The organism is Mycobacterium sp. H4Y (assembly GCF_000364405.1).
Taxonomy (GTDB): domain Bacteria; phylum Actinomycetota; class Actinomycetes; order Mycobacteriales; family Mycobacteriaceae; genus Mycobacterium; species Mycobacterium intracellulare.
This window is the reverse complement of record NZ_AKIG01000001.1, coordinates 2,546,562-2,562,503: the sequence shown is the minus strand read 5'-3', so window position 1 is coordinate 2,562,503 and position 15,942 is coordinate 2,546,562. Positions and strand designations below refer to the sequence as shown.

The 15,942-nt window shown below is 59.8% G+C and carries 12 protein-coding genes; 4 read left to right on the top strand and 8 right to left on the bottom strand.

Annotated elements, in window-relative coordinates:
- Positions 1–113: 113 nt before the first annotated feature.
- Positions 114–932: an FkbM family methyltransferase gene (locus W7U_RS25550; protein ID WP_165604839.1), complete on the bottom strand. Its 819-nt coding sequence runs from the start codon at positions 930–932 to the stop codon at positions 114–116.
- Between the two features lie 586 nt (positions 933–1,518).
- Between W7U_RS25550 and W7U_RS11010 the strand changes: the two genes are divergently transcribed.
- The gene (locus tag W7U_RS11010; protein ID WP_225337588.1) at positions 1,519–2,373 is read left to right on the top strand and encodes a 6-hydroxymethylpterin diphosphokinase MptE-like protein; all 855 of its coding nucleotides are present in this window, start codon (positions 1,519–1,521) and stop codon (positions 2,371–2,373) included.
- 22 nt (positions 2,374–2,395) lie between these two features.
- On the opposite strand, the gene W7U_RS11005 is transcribed toward W7U_RS11010, so the two are convergent.
- Positions 2,396–3,082, bottom strand: a complete 687-nt coding sequence (locus tag W7U_RS11005; protein ID WP_008257887.1) for an FkbM family methyltransferase — start codon at positions 3,080–3,082, stop codon at positions 2,396–2,398.
- A gap of 443 nt (positions 3,083–3,525) precedes the next feature.
- On the opposite strand from W7U_RS11005, the gene gmd reads away from it, so the two are divergent.
- The 3 genes from gmd (at position 3,526) to W7U_RS10990 (ending at position 6,448) form a co-directional block, all read left to right on the top strand.
- Positions 3,526–4,548, top strand: coding sequence for a GDP-mannose 4,6-dehydratase (gene gmd, locus W7U_RS11000; protein WP_008257886.1), 1,023 nt, complete (start codon positions 3,526–3,528; stop codon positions 4,546–4,548).
- 8 nt (positions 4,549–4,556) lie between these two features.
- Complete coding sequence (locus tag W7U_RS10995; RefSeq protein WP_008257885.1) at positions 4,557–5,519, top strand: GDP-L-fucose synthase; 963 nt, start codon at positions 4,557–4,559, stop codon at positions 5,517–5,519.
- Between the two features lie 143 nt (positions 5,520–5,662).
- Positions 5,663–6,448, top strand: a complete 786-nt coding sequence (locus tag W7U_RS10990; RefSeq protein ID WP_269778935.1) for a glycosyltransferase family 2 protein — start codon at positions 5,663–5,665, stop codon at positions 6,446–6,448.
- 428 nt (positions 6,449–6,876) lie between these two features.
- Here W7U_RS10990 and W7U_RS10985 read toward each other — a convergent pair whose 3' ends face one another.
- From W7U_RS10985 to W7U_RS10960, 6 genes are all read right to left on the bottom strand, one after another.
- Entirely contained in the window at positions 6,877–7,668 is a 792-nt protein-coding gene (locus tag W7U_RS10985; RefSeq protein WP_081490117.1) for an ABC transporter permease, read from the bottom strand.
- Positions 7,668–8,408, bottom strand: a complete 741-nt coding sequence (locus W7U_RS10980) for an ABC transporter permease (RefSeq protein WP_008257882.1) — start codon at positions 8,406–8,408, stop codon at positions 7,668–7,670. Before W7U_RS10980 ends, W7U_RS10985 begins: the two co-directional genes overlap by 1 nt.
- Complete coding sequence (locus W7U_RS10975; RefSeq protein ID WP_036428980.1) at positions 8,405–9,352, bottom strand: daunorubicin resistance protein DrrA family ABC transporter ATP-binding protein; 948 nt, start codon at positions 9,350–9,352, stop codon at positions 8,405–8,407. Before W7U_RS10975 ends, W7U_RS10980 begins: the two co-directional genes overlap by 4 nt.
- A gap of 198 nt (positions 9,353–9,550) precedes the next feature.
- Positions 9,551–12,466 carry an RND family transporter gene (locus W7U_RS10970; protein WP_008257880.1) on the bottom strand — a complete coding sequence of 972 codons (2,916 nt, stop codon included), beginning with the start codon at positions 12,464–12,466 and terminating at the stop codon, positions 9,551–9,553.
- Between the two features lie 89 nt (positions 12,467–12,555).
- Positions 12,556–15,447, bottom strand: coding sequence for an RND family transporter (locus W7U_RS10965; RefSeq protein ID WP_008257879.1), 2,892 nt, complete (start codon positions 15,445–15,447; stop codon positions 12,556–12,558).
- Positions 15,444–15,863, bottom strand: coding sequence for an MmpS family protein (locus W7U_RS10960; RefSeq protein ID WP_036390192.1), 420 nt, complete (start codon positions 15,861–15,863; stop codon positions 15,444–15,446). Before W7U_RS10960 ends, W7U_RS10965 begins: the two co-directional genes overlap by 4 nt.
- Positions 15,864–15,942 lie beyond the last annotated feature (79 nt).

Here is a 15,942-nt window from a genome sequence, read left to right as displayed (position 1 = left end):
GCCGGCCAGTCAGGATCCTTCGCAGGGTTTGGATGACCCATAATCAGCCGACGTCAGGAATCGTTGGTTGAATCGAGGGATAACACGTCCGCATTTCGTCCGTACTAGCGGCATTAGAACCACGGTTCCCCTTCGCTTTCAGCGCCGAGGCGAAAGCGGAGAAGGTTCGGCATATCGGCGGTCAGTGGCTCCCGCGTGAACAGCAAATCTGCCCCCGTGTGAACTGGATTGACCACCGTGCCATGCTGAAAGCCATAGTGTTCGGCTGTGGGTAAAACGCGTTGCACCCCCTCGAGGTCCAGCCAGGTCACTTCAATAAACAGGTATTCTACGGTTTCCAACGCAGTCCGAGCGCCACGTAATACTGCGCCTTCTAAACCCTGTACATCGATTTTCAGTACATCGATTGGACCACTCTTGTATTCGGCCACGAAGGAATCCAGCGTGACACAACGAATGGTCTCCATTTCAATATCAGCTGAATCTGCGAAGGCTTGTACTGCAGAGGGCTTCAGGCTATTGGTCTGCTGTGAATCCGGGTTAACGAATAGTGTGACGTCCTCGTTGCGTTCGCCGACTGCAAGCTGGTGCACCGAAATGCTCTCCGCCGGGCAGTTACGTGCGAGAATCGGCTGAAGCGCCTTCGCGGGCTCGAAAGCGTGTATGGCAGCCGACGGAAATTTCTGGGCACAGAGCGCTGCGAATATTCCGCAATTTGCACCAACATCGAAAATAGTTCTAGCATCAGCGACTAATTCCACCATGCGTTCGAGTTTCGGCACGGAATGGAGCGCGTGATAGAGCGCGGCTGGTTCCGGGTTCAAATAATAACTAACCCCATCAATCTTAACGCTTACTGGCCTCCCCAGTTGATTCTGCGTGTAAAGCCTCAAAATGTTGACCACAGTTTTAGTACGATCGATGATTTTCATGATCCCTCCCAGATAGTCTCGTATCGTTCGAGGATGAAATCCGAACGACGAAGCGCGAGAGCAACCGTTGCACACCTGGCAGCGACACGTTCGGTCACCGCGTCGCAGTTTTTCCTTCTGCTTTGTCCGTTCATAACGTTTCGTGCTGCCTGCAACGGCTTGGACGGCGAGGCTACCACTCGCGTCAGTAAATGCCATCTTCACCTGGGTCTTTCCAGCGCGCCATGAATCTAGCTCAAAATTACTAGCCGATTCCTGGCGCAGGACGCTAGCGCACGTTGCTGCGCAACCGCCAAGCTCTTCGCACGGTCGTCGCGCGGCGCTGCCACAGCTCAGTTGTCAGGACGGCCAGCCACCAGCACCATGCGGCCAGCTCACGGGCGAGTCTTCGCGCGCGGCCGTGCGCTGACTGCATGAACGCTGACCATCGCTAGTGCTTCCGATGGGTTCCTGCCAACCGGGGGGCGTCCATAGTCGGTCGGCATATTCCAATGCGGCAATCAGGGTGTGGCAAGCTTGACACGTCTGGAGAAGACAGATGTTGTCCGTGGAGCGAGATAACCGCGACTAGGGGAAGATATCCGCTGTGGGTGAGCCGGAAGAGCAGCAGGTTGTGGTGGTCGACTCCGAGGAACTCGACTGGAAACACAGGACGGCGGCGAAAATGCTTGGCAGCCGCCCAGCTCGTAGCCTGACTCGATCGATCTCATTCGGCTTAGCAGGCCTGCACTCCAGTCTGACGCCTGGCGGCCGCGCTAATCGCGCATATATTCGCCAGTTCAAGGGCATCCATGCTGATGAGCGGTGTGTAATCATCGGAAACGGCCCAAGTCTTCGGAACACCGACCTGAGCCTCTTGCGCGACGAATACACCTTCGGTTTGAACCGCATCTATTTGATGTTCGACGAACTTGGTTTCGAGACCACATTCCATGCCGTCGTCAACCGGTATGTGGTCGAGCAATGTGTCGAGGATTTCCGGGAGATCAAAGCACCGCTCTTCACGACCGTCCTGAACCGCGCATACCTCGACAGCGCACCGAATACCGCCTATCTCTACAGCGTGGTTGGGCCGTGGTTCGCGCGCGATGTGAGCCGCGGAATTTGGGAGGGCTATACTGTCACGTACGTGGCGATGCAGCTGGCGTACTACATGGGGTTCTCCGAGGTGATACTTATCGGGGTCGACCACCGCTTCGCTGTCAGCGGAGCCCCCAACCAGCTGGTCGAATCCAGTGGACCGGACACAAGCCATTTCGATCCGCGCTATTTTGCGAAGGGTTTCAAGTGGCAACTACCTGATCTCGAGAACTCTGAGATTGCATATAGGCTTGCCCGCAAGGTGTTCGAGGACGATGGGCGGCGAATTGTCGACGCGACTGTCGACGGTGCGCTGACCGTATTTCCCAAACTCACACTCGAAGAGGCGCTCCGAAAGTGAGAACTTGCTGGAGGTCAAGTTCTTATGCAGCGTGCAAAATCAGGTGCGTTTGGTCGGCTCGTCGGGCCCTATAGACGGTCGTCGTGTACCCCAATTCTTGCAGCAGTGCATAAACTTCGTCAGCTGAAGATCCGAAGCCCGGCAGGAACGTGTCGTGAACCTCTATAAACAGAGCGCGAGGGCGCTCGGGACCGGTCAAGAGTTGTTTGGCGCCTCGTAAGGCGAGGATCTCGGCGCCCTCGATATCCAACTTGATCACTGTTGGGCGCGGTAAGGCACCTTCGGCCATGAGGCTATCCAGCGACCGCGCAGAAACTGACACGCTCTCGTGTTCACCGCGCTGATGAGCCAGACTAGGACTGTTGCCGGCGGCGCCGTCCGTGTACAGCACAACGGTGCCGTCCGAGTCGCTGATGGCAATTGGCTGGAGAGTAAATGCGCGGTCAGGGTTGAGCGCCGTATTGGTTTCGAGTCGATGCTTGAAAGATGGGTCAGGCTCAAAGGCTACTGTGCGGCAGATTTTGGCGGCGTGGATTGCGACCAGGCCTACATTTGCGCCGACGTCAAAAAGCACGTCTTCATCCTGAAGATCCCGAAGCATCGCGGCGAGATACTCCGTCTCCCCGCCGTGGTCGGCGACTCGGAAGTATTCGACGACATTAGTAACCTCGAACCGCACGCCGTCTCTCTCGAAGTCCCTCAAAGTCACAACGTAGGGGAGTCGGCGCCTAACAAAAAGAGACCAAACAAGGCTTCTTCTCAGGGTCGTCGCGGCCTGCCGAATCGCGTTCAATTGAGTCATCGCCTCTCCCGTAAGTCGTGCGGTCCCGTAGTCTACCTTTTCGGGAGAATGGCGAGAACCTTGTCGCGAACGCGATCAGCGTAGTCGTTGCAGCAGCCCAGTCGAGGTGGTCAGTCGGCACACTGGAACCCGTTGTGCCTCATTGACTTCCGCAGCAGCTCTCGCTGGGATGTGGTCCCTTCGAACGCGCTCAAGTGGCGGCAACCGAGGTCGCTCGATGCTTGTTGCTTTCGACATCTACTATGAGGCAACGGCAACGCCCTGCCCTTGTAACGCGCAGGAGTGAGAGCCGCGATGATGAAATGCCGGTCGTGCGGTGACGGGCATGCAGCGACAGAAGCGGGAATCCAGTGAAGCGAGCGCTCATTACCGGAATCACCGGACAGGACGGCTCGTATCTCGCCGAATTGCTGCTGAACAAGGGATACGAGGTCCACGGGCTGATTCGTCGAGCCTCGACCTTCAACACATCGCGGATCAATCACCTCTACGTCGATCCACATCAACCGGACGCTCGCCTGTTCTTGCACTACGGCGACCTCACCGACGGGACCCGCTTGGTGACCCTGCTGAGCACCATCGACCCCGACGAGGTGTACAACCTTGCGGCGCAGTCGCACGTACGTGTCAGCTTCGACGAACCCGTGCACACCGGCGACACCACGGGCATGGGATCGATCCGATTGCTCGAAGCCGTCCGCCTTTCCCGAGTGGATTGCCGTTATTATCAGGCATCCTCGTCGGAGATGTTCGGCGCGTCGCCGCCGCCGCAGAATGAGCAGACCCCGTTTTATCCGCGGTCACCGTATGGCGCGGCGAAGGTCTATTCCTATTGGGCCACACGCAACTACCGCGAAGCCTACGGGTTGTTCGCGGTGAATGGTATCTTGTTCAACCACGAATCACCCAGGCGCGGTGAAACATTCGTGACCCGAAAGATCACGCGAGCGGTGGCCCGCATCAAGGCCGGCGTTCAGTCCGACGTTTATCTCGGCAACCTGGATGCCGTCCGCGACTGGGGGTATGCACCCGAATACATCGAAGGGATGTGGCGGATGCTGCAGGCCGCCGAACCCGAGGACTACGTTCTCGCGACGGGGCGTGGTTACACCGTGCGCGAGTTCGCCAGGACCGCGTTCGAGCATGCTGGACTAAACTGGAAAAAACACGTGAAGTTTGACGACCGTTATCTGCGGCCCACCGAAGTGGACTCGCTAATAGGCGATGCGACCAAGGCGGAGGAATCGCTCGGCTGGAAGGCCTCCGTGCACACCGGTGAGCTGGCGCGGATCATGGTCGACGCGGATGTCGCGGCATTGGAGTGCGATGGCAAGCCATGGATCGACAAGCCGGTCATCGCCGATTGGAACTGAGCACCGGAATGGACATGCCAGTTGGCGCTCTCGACCGCGCATTGCCCGTATTCATTGTCGGGCACCGTGGGCTGGTGGGGTCCGCGTTACTGCGCAAATTTCAGGCCGAGGGATTCACCAAATTACTGGTACGGTCGCACAGCGAACTCGACCTTACGGACCGGGCCGCGACGTTTGACTTCGTGCTGGGATCGAAGCCGCAGGTGATCATCGATGCTGCGGCCAAGGTCGGCGGCATCATGGCCAACAATACATACCCGGCCGATTTTTTGTCCGAGAACCTTCAGATCCAGGTCAATCTCCTCGACGCGGCCGTGGCCGCACGTGTGCCGCGACTGCTATTCCTGGGCTCCTCATGCATATACCCAAAATTCGCTCCGCAGCCCATTCGCGAGAGGGCACTACTTACCGGCCCTCTAGAGGCCACCAACGACGCGTATGCAATCGCCAAGATTGCCGGCATCCTTCAGGTTCAGGCGGTCAGGCGCCAACATGGGCTGGCATGGATTTCTGCGATGCCGACAAACCTCTATGGGCCAGGTGACAACTTTTCGGCATCGGGTTCGCACCTAGTTCCTGCGCTTATTCGTCGGTATGAGGAAGCCAAGACCAGCGGCGTCCGACAGGTGACGAACTGGGGGACTGGAACTCCCCGGCGTGAGCTCCTACACGTTGACGATTTGGCGAGTGCGTGTTTGTATCTCCTCGAACACTTCGACGGTCCGAATCACATCAACGTGGGCACCGGCATCGACCACACCATCAGGGAGATCGCCGATATAGTCGCCAAAGCAGTAGATTACACCGGCGAAACACGCTGGGACCCAAGCAAACCGGACGGAACGCCTCGTAAGTTGTTGGACGTATCGATTTTGCGGGGCGCGGGCTGGCTGCCCCGAATCGCGCTGCGGGAAGGCATCGAGTCAACAGTGGCGTGGTATCGCGCGAACGCCGCCTCGGCGAGGAAATGAGATCGGAGTGGGCTATGCCGGACTCGTGTAGGTAGCCTAAGACGAGGATCGGCGGTCGGGGGGCCAAGCCAAAAGTCACCTGAGTGAAGCAGCGGCTCTTACTGGTGATTCCTGCTAACGTGGCTGAAGTCATGACCGCGCCAATGTTTTCCATTATCGTTCCCACATTCGACGCGGTGGCGACGCTGCATGCATGTCTCGAAAGCATTGTTCACCAAACCTGCAGCGACTTCGAAGTGATCTTGGTCGACGGTGGCTCGACTGATGGAACGCTTGACATCGCGAACGGCTTCGGCCCCTTCCTCGATACGCGGTTGGTCATCCATAGTGGGTCCGACCAGGGACCATACGACGCTATGAATCGCGGTGTCGGCATGGCCACGGGGCAGTGGTTGCTTTTCCTGGGCGCCGACGACACCCTTTACGAACCTGACACCTTGGCGCGCGTGGCCGCTTTCGTCCGTGACCATGCGCCTAGCGATCTCGTTTACGGCGACGTAGTCATGCGCTCGACTGGGTCCCGGCACGCCGGCGCCTTCGATCTTGACCGTCTGCTATTCGAGACGAATATGTGCCACCAGTCGATCTTTTACCGCCGCGAGCTCTTCGCCGGCATCGGCCCTTACAATTTGCGCTACCGGGTCTGGGCCGACTGGGACTTTAATATCCGCTGCTTCTCGAACCCCGCGCTGATCACTCGGTACATGGACGTTGTGATCGCGCGATATAACGACATGACCGGGCTCAGCATGAGGGAGAGCACGGACAGGGAGTTCAGAAAGCGGCTGCCAATGTATTTCTGGGTAGGCGCCTGGGAAACCTTCAGCCGAATGCTGGCGTTCATTAGGAGAAAGGAAAACCGGCGACTGTTACTGCGTGCCTTGTTGATCCGATCCAGAGCTGCATCAAAAGCTCGTGCGCAATCCTAGACAGGACTCTATCCGCACTTAGTGCACCAATGATGGGCGGCCTGCTGTAACTTCAATGGGAATGCAAATGAGCGCCCTCTTCCCAAGAAGATTGCCTTCTATGCGTCGGACACGATTGGGACGTTTACCGTTTCCGCCGACCTGGATGCGCACCTGATCTGCGACTACCTCGCCACCCACAAGACTACGGCGATCCACGGACGGCTAGAACGGCTCCTTCTAGATGAACCAGCTTGGACGCTGTCCGACCTGCTCAACCGACCAACTGCTCCACCGCGGCATGCATGAGGCTGTTGCTGCCGGAAAAACGACGTGCATGACTGGATCACCGCATGGAACGACGACCCAAAATCATTCCGCGGACTGAATTCCGCTGACGAACTTATATACTCCGCTAAATATATGGCACAGATCTCGGACGCGGCACACTAGGGGTTGGCCGCAGCTGCCGACCGATAGCCGCGTATCGCCATGGGAATGAACGCGGCGAGCAAAACGATTGGCCAGATGAGAGTTATCGCGAAAGGCCCAGCGAGTGGGCCCCCGTGGGCCAGCGACCTCATTGTCTCTATGGGTGGCGATATCGGTTGCACGCGGATCAGTGGTCGAGCCCAATCTGGAAAGAGGTCGATTGGGGTGGCACCGGGATTGACGAATGCCATGGAGAAAGTGAGGCCAAGTAACCACGTCATTGCGGTGCGGCCGTTCTTGCGAATCGCCATAGCCATCACCAGTGCGGTGAAACCAGTCACTGTGATCGACGGAATTAGAATGAAGAGTAGCGCAGCGAGCCAACCGTGGGTGAAGCGCAGCCCCATTGCCAGCCCGATTGCGGTGATCAGGACGGTCCCGATGAGTGCGCGTGCGATCTCGGCGATCACCCATCCTGTGAGAGCGCTTGCCCGGTGGACCGGCAAGACCCACATCCGGCTGAGGAGGCCCGACTCTCGATCCATTGTGATGCTGACGGAGTTGCCCAGGGAGCCGAAGAGGGCCGATATTACAGCACACATGGGCACTATGCCGTAGACGCTCTCGACACCGGTGACCGCGTGGACTCGCCCGCCCAGCACAATTTGGTAGGCGAATAGGAGGAAGACGGGGAGCAGCAGCGACCCCATCAAGACTGCTTGGTCACGCCGCCACCGAAGAAGTAAACGACCGGCCTGCACCCAGCTTTGGATGAGCAGGGATCCTTGTGGCTCCAGGCGATGAGTCACTAGCCGCGCCTCTGCATCCGCAGTGCGATCGCACCAAAGACCACCACCATGCCCGCGCACCAGGCCAGCGTGGCAGCCAAGGTGCCGCCCAGCACCCTTCCGCTTGCCAGCCCGCGTAGGGTTTCGGCGAACTGTGACACCGGCTGGTTCCGGACGTATGGGCGCAGCCAATCTGGGAAAGTCTTCTCGGGGGCGAGTCCGGTGGACAGCATGAACAGTAGAAGCTGGGGGACAAACAGCAGGTGACTGGCACCCTGGACACTGTTTGCGCTCGATCCGAGCGCGTCGGCACCGAGCGCCACGGCCAAGCACAGCAGCAGGGCTATGACCAGGAACGCTATGGCGTAGCCGAATCCACCGGTCATGCGGAAACCGAATACGTATCCGGCAACCATCGCCACCACCAGGGCGAGCATTCCCCGCATCAGGGTGGCAGTCACGCGGGCAGTCACCGTCGCCGCAGCTGCGATTGGCAACGTACGCATCCGCTCGCCGAACCCGCACAGGTGGTCGCGTGAAGCGCGGTCGGCGGTGAGCAGCCCAACGACGATCATAGACTGGACCACCACGGCGGGCAGCAGATATTGCGAATAACTGATGTGTCCCGTGTCGATCAAACCGTGTAGCGCCACACCGAAGCCCACCAAATACGCTGCCGGCGAGAGGATCTCGAAGATCATCTCGCCGTCACGTGCCGCGGATTTCAACGAGCGTTCGGTGAGTGCGGTCACAGCGCTCATGACCGGGTGACAGTCCGTTCGGTGAGGTGCAGGAAGGCTTCGTCGAGCGACGGCTTACGGAGCGAAATGTCGGCGAGTTCGAGGCCGAGCGCATCGACCCGGCGAAACACCTCGACCAATGTGGACACCCCGTCGGGGGCGAACACCGACACAGAGCTCGTGTCGTTGTCGATCTCAATCCCTTCGAGCCCGTTCAACGCTGCTGCGACCCGGGACAGCTCGGCGGGATTGGTCGGGGTCACCTGGCAGTAGCTGGTGCCCACAGCGTGCTTGAGCTCTTCGGCGGTGCCGCTGGCGATCACCTGCCCGTGATCGATGACGACGATCGAGTCGCTCAGCACGTCGGCTTCTTCCAGATACTGGGTGGTCAGCAGCACGGTCATGCCGTGCACAGCCAACGAACTCACCAGGGCCCATACGTCACGGCGACTGCGTGGGTCCAGCCCGGTGGTCGGCTCGTCGAGGAAAAGCACCTTCGGTGGAACCACCAGGGCGCTGGCCAGGTCTACACGTCGGCGCATACCACCGGAATATGTCGCGACCCGGCGGTCGGCGACGGCGACGAGGTCAAACCGTTCGAGAAGTTCGTCGGCGCACGCTTTCGCCCTACGGCGATTTAGCCCGCGCAGCCTGCCGAACAACACCAGGTTTTCGCGGCCCGTGAGCATGGGATCCAGTCCCGTGAATTGCCCGGCCATCCCGATGCTGGCACGTACTTCGGCGGGCTGGCGGGCGATGTCATGGCCGGCAACGCTCGCGCGCCCCGAGCTGGGACGGATCAACGTGGACAGGATGTTGATCGTGGTGGTTTTGCCGGCGCCATTATGGCCGAGCAGCCCACACACCGTCCCAGCCGGAACCGAGAAGTCCACGCCATTGAGCGCGATCGTGTCTCGCCCGAATGTCTTTGTGAGGCCGACAACCTCGATCGCCAAAGGGCTCACGGTAGGAGTATTTCACGATGTGTACCGGCGTGGTGACGGTATAGGTCGATAGGTCTAGCGGCTTTGCCCAAACTTGTTCGCAGCGGGGGAGTTCCGAACGTGCGGAGCAAAAACATTGGCATCCAACCTTTCTCACCACATTCTCCGCGAAGGGCATTGAGTGCCGGATGGCTCTGGCAATGAGAAACGCGAAACCACCTAGACGGTTGACCTGGGAATCGGGATTTCCGCCGTCGGGGCCTCCGCATCGTCGTCCTCACGCAGCAGGGTGCGCACCGACGGGCGTGTGCCCACCGAGCGAAGCAGCAGGCTGGCCGGCCGCGGCCGAACCAACAGCGGCCACCAGAACCACCGCCCGAGCAGCGCCGCAATGGTGGGCGTCATGAACGAACGCACGATCAAGGTGTCGAACATCAGACCCAGCCCGATCGTGGTACCCACCTGACCGATGATGCGCAGATCGCTGACCACCATCGATGCCATGGTGAACGCGAACACCAGGCCCGCGTTCGTCACGACCTTTCCGGTGCCGCCCATCGCGCGAATGATGCCCGTGTTGATGCCGGCGGCTATTTCCTCTTTCATACGGGACACCAGCAGCAGGTTGTAGTCCGACCCGACGGCCAGCAAGACGATGACCGACATCGGCAGCACCATCCAATACAGCTCGATGCCGAAGATGTACTGCCAGATCAGCACCGACAACCCGAACGAGGCGCCCAACGAAAGGGTCACCGTGCCCACGATGACAAGGGCGGCGATAAAACTTCGGGTGATGATGAGCATGATGATGAAGATCAGACACAGCGCGCCAACGCCGGCGATCAAGAGGTCGTAGGTCGAACCGTCCCGGAAGTCCTTGAAGGTCGACGCGGTGCCCGCGATATTGATCTTGGCGTTTTCCAGCGGCGTGTTCTTGAGCGCCTCTTCGGCCGCCTGCCTGATCTTGTCGATGCGGGCCACGCTTTCGGACGTTGCCGGGTCGCCGCGGTGGGAAATGATAAAGCGGGCGGCCTTTCCGTCCGGCGACAGGAATTGGCTCATCGCTTTCTTGAAGTCCGCATTGTCGAAGATGTCCGGCGGCAGATAAAACGAGTCGTCGTTCTTGGAGGCGTCGAACGCCTCGCCCATGGCAACGGCGTCCTTGTTGTTGCTGTCCATCTGGCCGATGATCCCAGACATGGTGCTGTGATTGGTCAGCATCATCTGTCGCATGTCCTCCGACATGGCGATCATCGGCGGGTACTGCTCGAGCAGCTGCGGCATCAGCTTGTCCATATGGTCGAGATCTTTGAGAAGATCCGTCAGTTTGTCGCTGAGTGTATCGATGCCGTCGAGCGTGTCGAATATGCTTCTCAATGACCAGCATATCGGGATGTCGTAGCAGTGCTTTTCCCAATAGAAGTAGCTGCGCAGCGGCCGGAAAAAATCCTCGAAGTCGGACACATGGCCTCGTAGGTCATAAAGGACTTCGGCCATTTCCTTGGTCTTCTCGATCGTATCGTGCGTGATATCGGTCATGCGCGATTGCAATTCGTAGATGCGCTTCATGATCTCGATTTGCTTGGCCATCATGTCCGCCTGGACGAGCATGTCATCCATGCGTGCCTGCATGTACTTGATGTCTTGACTCATCATCGCCTGCTGCATGCTCAGCAGGAAAGGGATCGACGTGTGCTGGATCGGCGTTCCCTCCGGCCGCGTGATGCCTTGCACGCGCGAAATCCCATGAACCCCAAAGATTGCCTTGGCAAGCCTGTGCAGCACGAGGAAGTCCGCCGAGTTTCGCATGTCGTGATCGGCCTCGATCATCACGATTTCGGGCATCATGCGCGACTGATTGAAGTGACGATCGGCGGCCGCGTACCCGACGTTGGCGGGAACGCTATTGGGCATATACAGCCGGTTGTTATAGCTGGTCTTGTAGCCGGGCAAAGTGGCCAGGCCGACAATGGCGATCGCTATCGTCGCGCACAGGATAGGCGCGGGCCAGCGGACGATCGCCGTGCCGATGCGGCGCCAGCGGCCGAACCCGATCGTGCGCTTCGGGTCGAATAATCCGACACCGCCGCCGACGGTCAGAACCGCCGGAACCAGGGTCAAAGCGATCAGGACCGAAATCAGCATGCCCAAAGAGCAAGGCAGACCCATGGTTTGGAAGATGGGCATGCGGGTGAAGCTCAGGCACAACATCGCCCCGGCGATCGTCAGACCGGAACCCAGGACGACGGGCGAGACACTGCGATAGGTGGTGAAGAACGCGGTTTCCCGGTCCTCGCCGGCCTGACGCGCCTCTTGATAGCGGCCGAAGAAGAAAATCGCGTAGTCGGTTCCGGCGGCCATTGCCAGGGCCACCAGCAAGTTGACGGCAAACGTCGATAGGGCGATGAAGTTGTGATCGGCGATAAAGGCGATGACACCGCGCGCGGCAAAAACTTCGATGCCTACTGTGAGCAACAAGAGGATGACGGTGATGACCGATCGGTACACGAATAGCAGCACGATGAAAATGATCAAGGCGCCGATCATCGTCATTTTCAGAATGGATCGGTCGCCGGCGAGCTGCATATCGGAAAAAAGTGCCGCCGGGCCGGTGACATAGGCCTGAATTCCAGGAGGCGGTGGCGTCCGCGCGATGATGTCGCGGATCGCCGCCACGGATTCCTGGCCCAGGGTGGTGCCCTGATTCCCCGCCAGGTTCAGCTGCACATAGACGGCCTTGCCGTCGGGACTTTGGGCGCCCGCCGCGGTAAGGCGGTCTCCCCACAAATCCTGCACGTGCTCGATGTGCTTGGTATCCGCTTTGAGCTCACGGACCAATTTGTCGTAGTAGGCGTGTGCCGAGTCGCCGAGTTGCTGCTGCCCCTCGATTACCAGCATCGCGAAGCTGTCCGAATCGGACTCTTTGAAGTCCCTGCCCATGCGCTGCATGGCCTGGACCGCCGGGGCGTCCTGTGGGGCCAGCGGCACCGAATGCTGTTGGCCAACGATCTCGAGTCGCGGGACGCCGAAGGTCACCAGCAGGGTCAGCGCTACCCACCCGATGATGATGAGCGCCGAAAAGCGACGGATGTTCCGCGCGATGCGGGGAGGCCGAGTCCCTTGGGTCGTCATGCGGCCCCCAGCAGGCGCGTGGGGCTATTGCCCTGCGTCACAACGTTTCCCACGGTTGCTGTTCCCATCCTGAAGTGGAAAGCCGCCACTTACTGCGACTGCTTCAGCAGCAACGAACGCACCACCGGACGAGGCCCCGTGGACCGCAGCATCGTGCTGGCGGGGCGGGGGCGCACCAGCTGTGGCCACCAGAACCAACGCCCCAGCAATGCAGCCACAGAGGGCGTCATGAAGGCGCGCACCACCAACGTGTCGAACAACAGTCCCAAACCGATGGTGGTGCCCAATTGGGCGATGCTGCGTAGGTCGCTGACCACCATCGAGGCCATGGTGAACGCGAACACCAAACCGGCGTTCGTCACGACCTTGCCGGTGCCGCCCATGGCGCGAATGATGCCGGTGTGGATCCCGGCGGCCAATTCCTCCTTCATGCGGGAGACCAGCAGCAGGTTGTAGTCGGAGCCGACCGCCAACAGCACGATCACCGAGGTGGACAGCACCGTCCAGTGCAGCTGCATGCCCAGGAGGTACTGCCAGACCAATACGGACAGCCCGAAGGATGCGCCGAGGGAAAGCAGCACCGTGCCGACGATCACCATGGCGGCAATGAAACTGCGCGTCATGATCAGCATGATGATGAAAATGAGGCAGATCGCGGACACGCCGGCGATCAGGAGGTCGAACTTGGATCCGTCCACCAAATCTTTGGTGATCGCCGCCGTGCCGGTGAGATAGATCTTGGCGTTTTCGAGAGGGGTCCCCTTGAGCGATTCTTCGGCCGCCGTCTTGATCTGTTCCACCCGTGAGAGGCCCTCGGGTGTCGCCGGGTCACCCCGCTGCGAGATCAGCAGACGGAAGTCCTTCCCGTCCGGCGACATGAACACCTTCTCGACACGCTTGAAGGCGTCGGAGCCGTTGATGATCCCCGGCGGAAGGTAGAAGGAATCGTCGTTTCTGGAGGCATCGAAAGCCTGCCCCATGACACTCGGATCCTTGGCACTCGAATCCATCTGGCCCATGACGCCGGTCATGGTGCTGTGCATGGTCAGCATCATGCTGCGCATGCCCGACATGGTTTCGATCATGGGCGGGATCTGCATGACCAGTTGCGGCAGGATCGCATCGAGCTGATCGAGGTTTTTCACCATCTCCTGCAGCTTGTCGCTGATTAAGTCAACGCCGTCGAGCGTGTCGAAAATGGATCGCAGGGAGAAGCAGATCGGAATGTCGTAGCAGTGCTTTTCCCAATAGAAGTAGCTGCGGAGGGGGCGCCAGAAATCCTCGAAATCCGAAATATGATCGCGTAGTTCCGACGTAATGTCCTGCATTTCATGCGTCGTCTGGACCATGTGGTGGGTCGTGGCGACGAGCTCTTTCATCAAACCCAACATGTGCTGCATGATGCCGATCATTTTTCCGAGCTCTTCGGCCTGGACGAGCATGTCGTTCATGCGGTCTTTTTGGAAGGCCATGTTCTGCATCTGGCTGGCCTGACCCATGCTGATGATCCACGGGATCGTGGTGTGCTGCAGGGGGACGCCTTCGGGGCGGGTGACGGTCTGCACCGTGGCAATGCCCGGAACGCCCAGCACGCCCTTGGCGAGTTTGTTGATCACCAACATATCCGTCGGATTGCGCAAATCGTGATCGGTCTCGACCAACAGAATTTCGGGCATCTGCATTCGTTGACCAGGAAAGTGTCGCGCCGCCGCCGCATACCCCACATTGGCGGGAATGCTTTGCGGAATGAATTTCTGGTCGTCGTAGCTCGGCCGGTAATTCGGCAAGGCCAACAGGCCGATCAGCGCAACGGCCAACGAGGCCACCAGAATGGGCGCCGGCCAGCGGACGATGGCCGTACCGATCCGTCGCCACCGGCGGGCCGAGATCGCCCGCCGCGGTTCGAACAGGCCGAACCGGGCCCCGGCGGCCAGCAGCGCCGGCCCGAGTGTCAGCGCAATAAGGACCGCAACCGCGATGCCGACCGCGCAGGGGATACCGAGGGGCTGGAAAAACGGCAGGCGAGTAAAGCTAAGGCAAAACACCGCGCCCGCGATGGTCAAGCCGGAGGCCAGCACAACCTTGGCGACCCCACTGAATGTGGTGTAAAAGGCGTCTTCCCGGCTTTCACCGGCCTGCCGCGCCTCTTGATATCGGCCGACGAAGAAAATGCCGTAGTCGGTTCCGGTCGCGATGACCGCCGCCACCAAGAGGTTGACGGCAAAAGTGGTGAGACCGACCAGCCCGAGGTGGCCGAGCAGGGCGACCATTCCGCGCGCAATCTGCAATTCCAGGCCGACGATGAGCAACAGAAGGATGACGGTGACAATCGACCGATAAACGATCAGCAACGTCAGGAAAATTACGCAAAGGCTGGCCAAAGTCACCAGCGCGACCGTCTTCGCGCCGGCGGCGTTCATGTCCGCGACGATGGCCGCGGGGCCGGTGACATAGACCTTGAGCCCCGGCGGGGGAGAAGCCTCCTGCACGATCTTTCTAACTGCGGCCACAGATTCGTCGCCCGCGGCCGCGCCCGCGTTGCCGTTCAGGTTCACCTGAACGTATGCGGCCTTGCCGTCCTGGCTTTGCGCGGCGCCGCGGGTAAGCGGATCGCCCCAGAAATCCTGGACATGCTGCACGTGCGTGTGATCGGCCTCCAACTGGCGAACCAAACGCGTGTAATACGTGTGCGCGTCGTCGCCCAGTTGCTGCTGGCCCTCCAGCAGGACCATGGCCAAGGCACCGGTGTTGGTTTCCTTGAAATCCTCGCCCAGGCGCTCCATTGCCTTGAACGACGGTGCGCCCAAAGGACTAAGCGACACCGCATGCTCAGCCGCAACCTTTTCCAGCGGCGGGACGGCGACGCTGATGAGGACGGCGATGCCGAGCCAGCCCAAAATGATGGGCACCGACAACCGGTGGATGATCCGCGCCATACGTGGTCGCGCGGCCGGCTGGGTGTCCAATTGCTCGGTACTCATGTGGCCGTCAACACGCAGTAGGTGAATGCGTTCAATTGGTGCGAGATCCTCTCGGTCTTGACAACGCCGTCCACCACGATGCGGCAGCCAAGAGTGTCGCTATTGCCCTGCGCCACTACGTTTCCCACGATTGACGGCAACGTCGTCGAGATGTCGAACGTCCACGGCAGCACGATTCCGGTGATGTGGTTCGGCTCGCCGTTGGCATCAAAGTAGCTGATGTCGGCCATCGTCCCCGCCGGGCCGAAGACCTCGTATTTGACGTGCTTGGGGTTGAACGGTTTGGTGTCCTGCTGCCGTGATTCGGCGTACGACGGGCGGTGCTCGGAACCGAAAACGCCGTGCAACCGCGAAACGGTCATGCCCCCCGCGATGACCACCGCCACGATCACCAACGGGATCCACAGCCGCTTCAGAACGCCGAAAGCTGCGGCACTCTTTTTGGGTCGATTCGTTTGACGGCCAGTTTGCTGCGTTGGTTCAGGCGAAGATCGG

Coding starts and splice junctions, on each gene's coding strand:
- W7U_RS10980 (WP_008257882.1), bottom strand. CDS start 8,408: ATGAGCGCTGTGACCGCACTCACCGAACGCTCGTTGAAATCCGCGGCA.
- W7U_RS10995 (WP_008257885.1), top strand. CDS start 4,557: ATGGACATGCCAGTTGGCGCTCTCGACCGCGCATTGCCCGTATTCATT.
- W7U_RS10970 (WP_008257880.1), bottom strand. CDS start 12,466: ATGACGACCCAAGGGACTCGGCCTCCCCGCATCGCGCGGAACATCCGT.
- W7U_RS10965 (WP_008257879.1), bottom strand. CDS start 15,447: ATGAGTACCGAGCAATTGGACACCCAGCCGGCCGCGCGACCACGTATG.
- W7U_RS10990 (WP_269778935.1), top strand. CDS start 5,663: ATGTTTTCCATTATCGTTCCCACATTCGACGCGGTGGCGACGCTGCAT.
- W7U_RS25550 (WP_165604839.1), bottom strand. CDS start 932: ATGAAAATCATCGATCGTACTAAAACTGTGGTCAACATTTTGAGGCTT.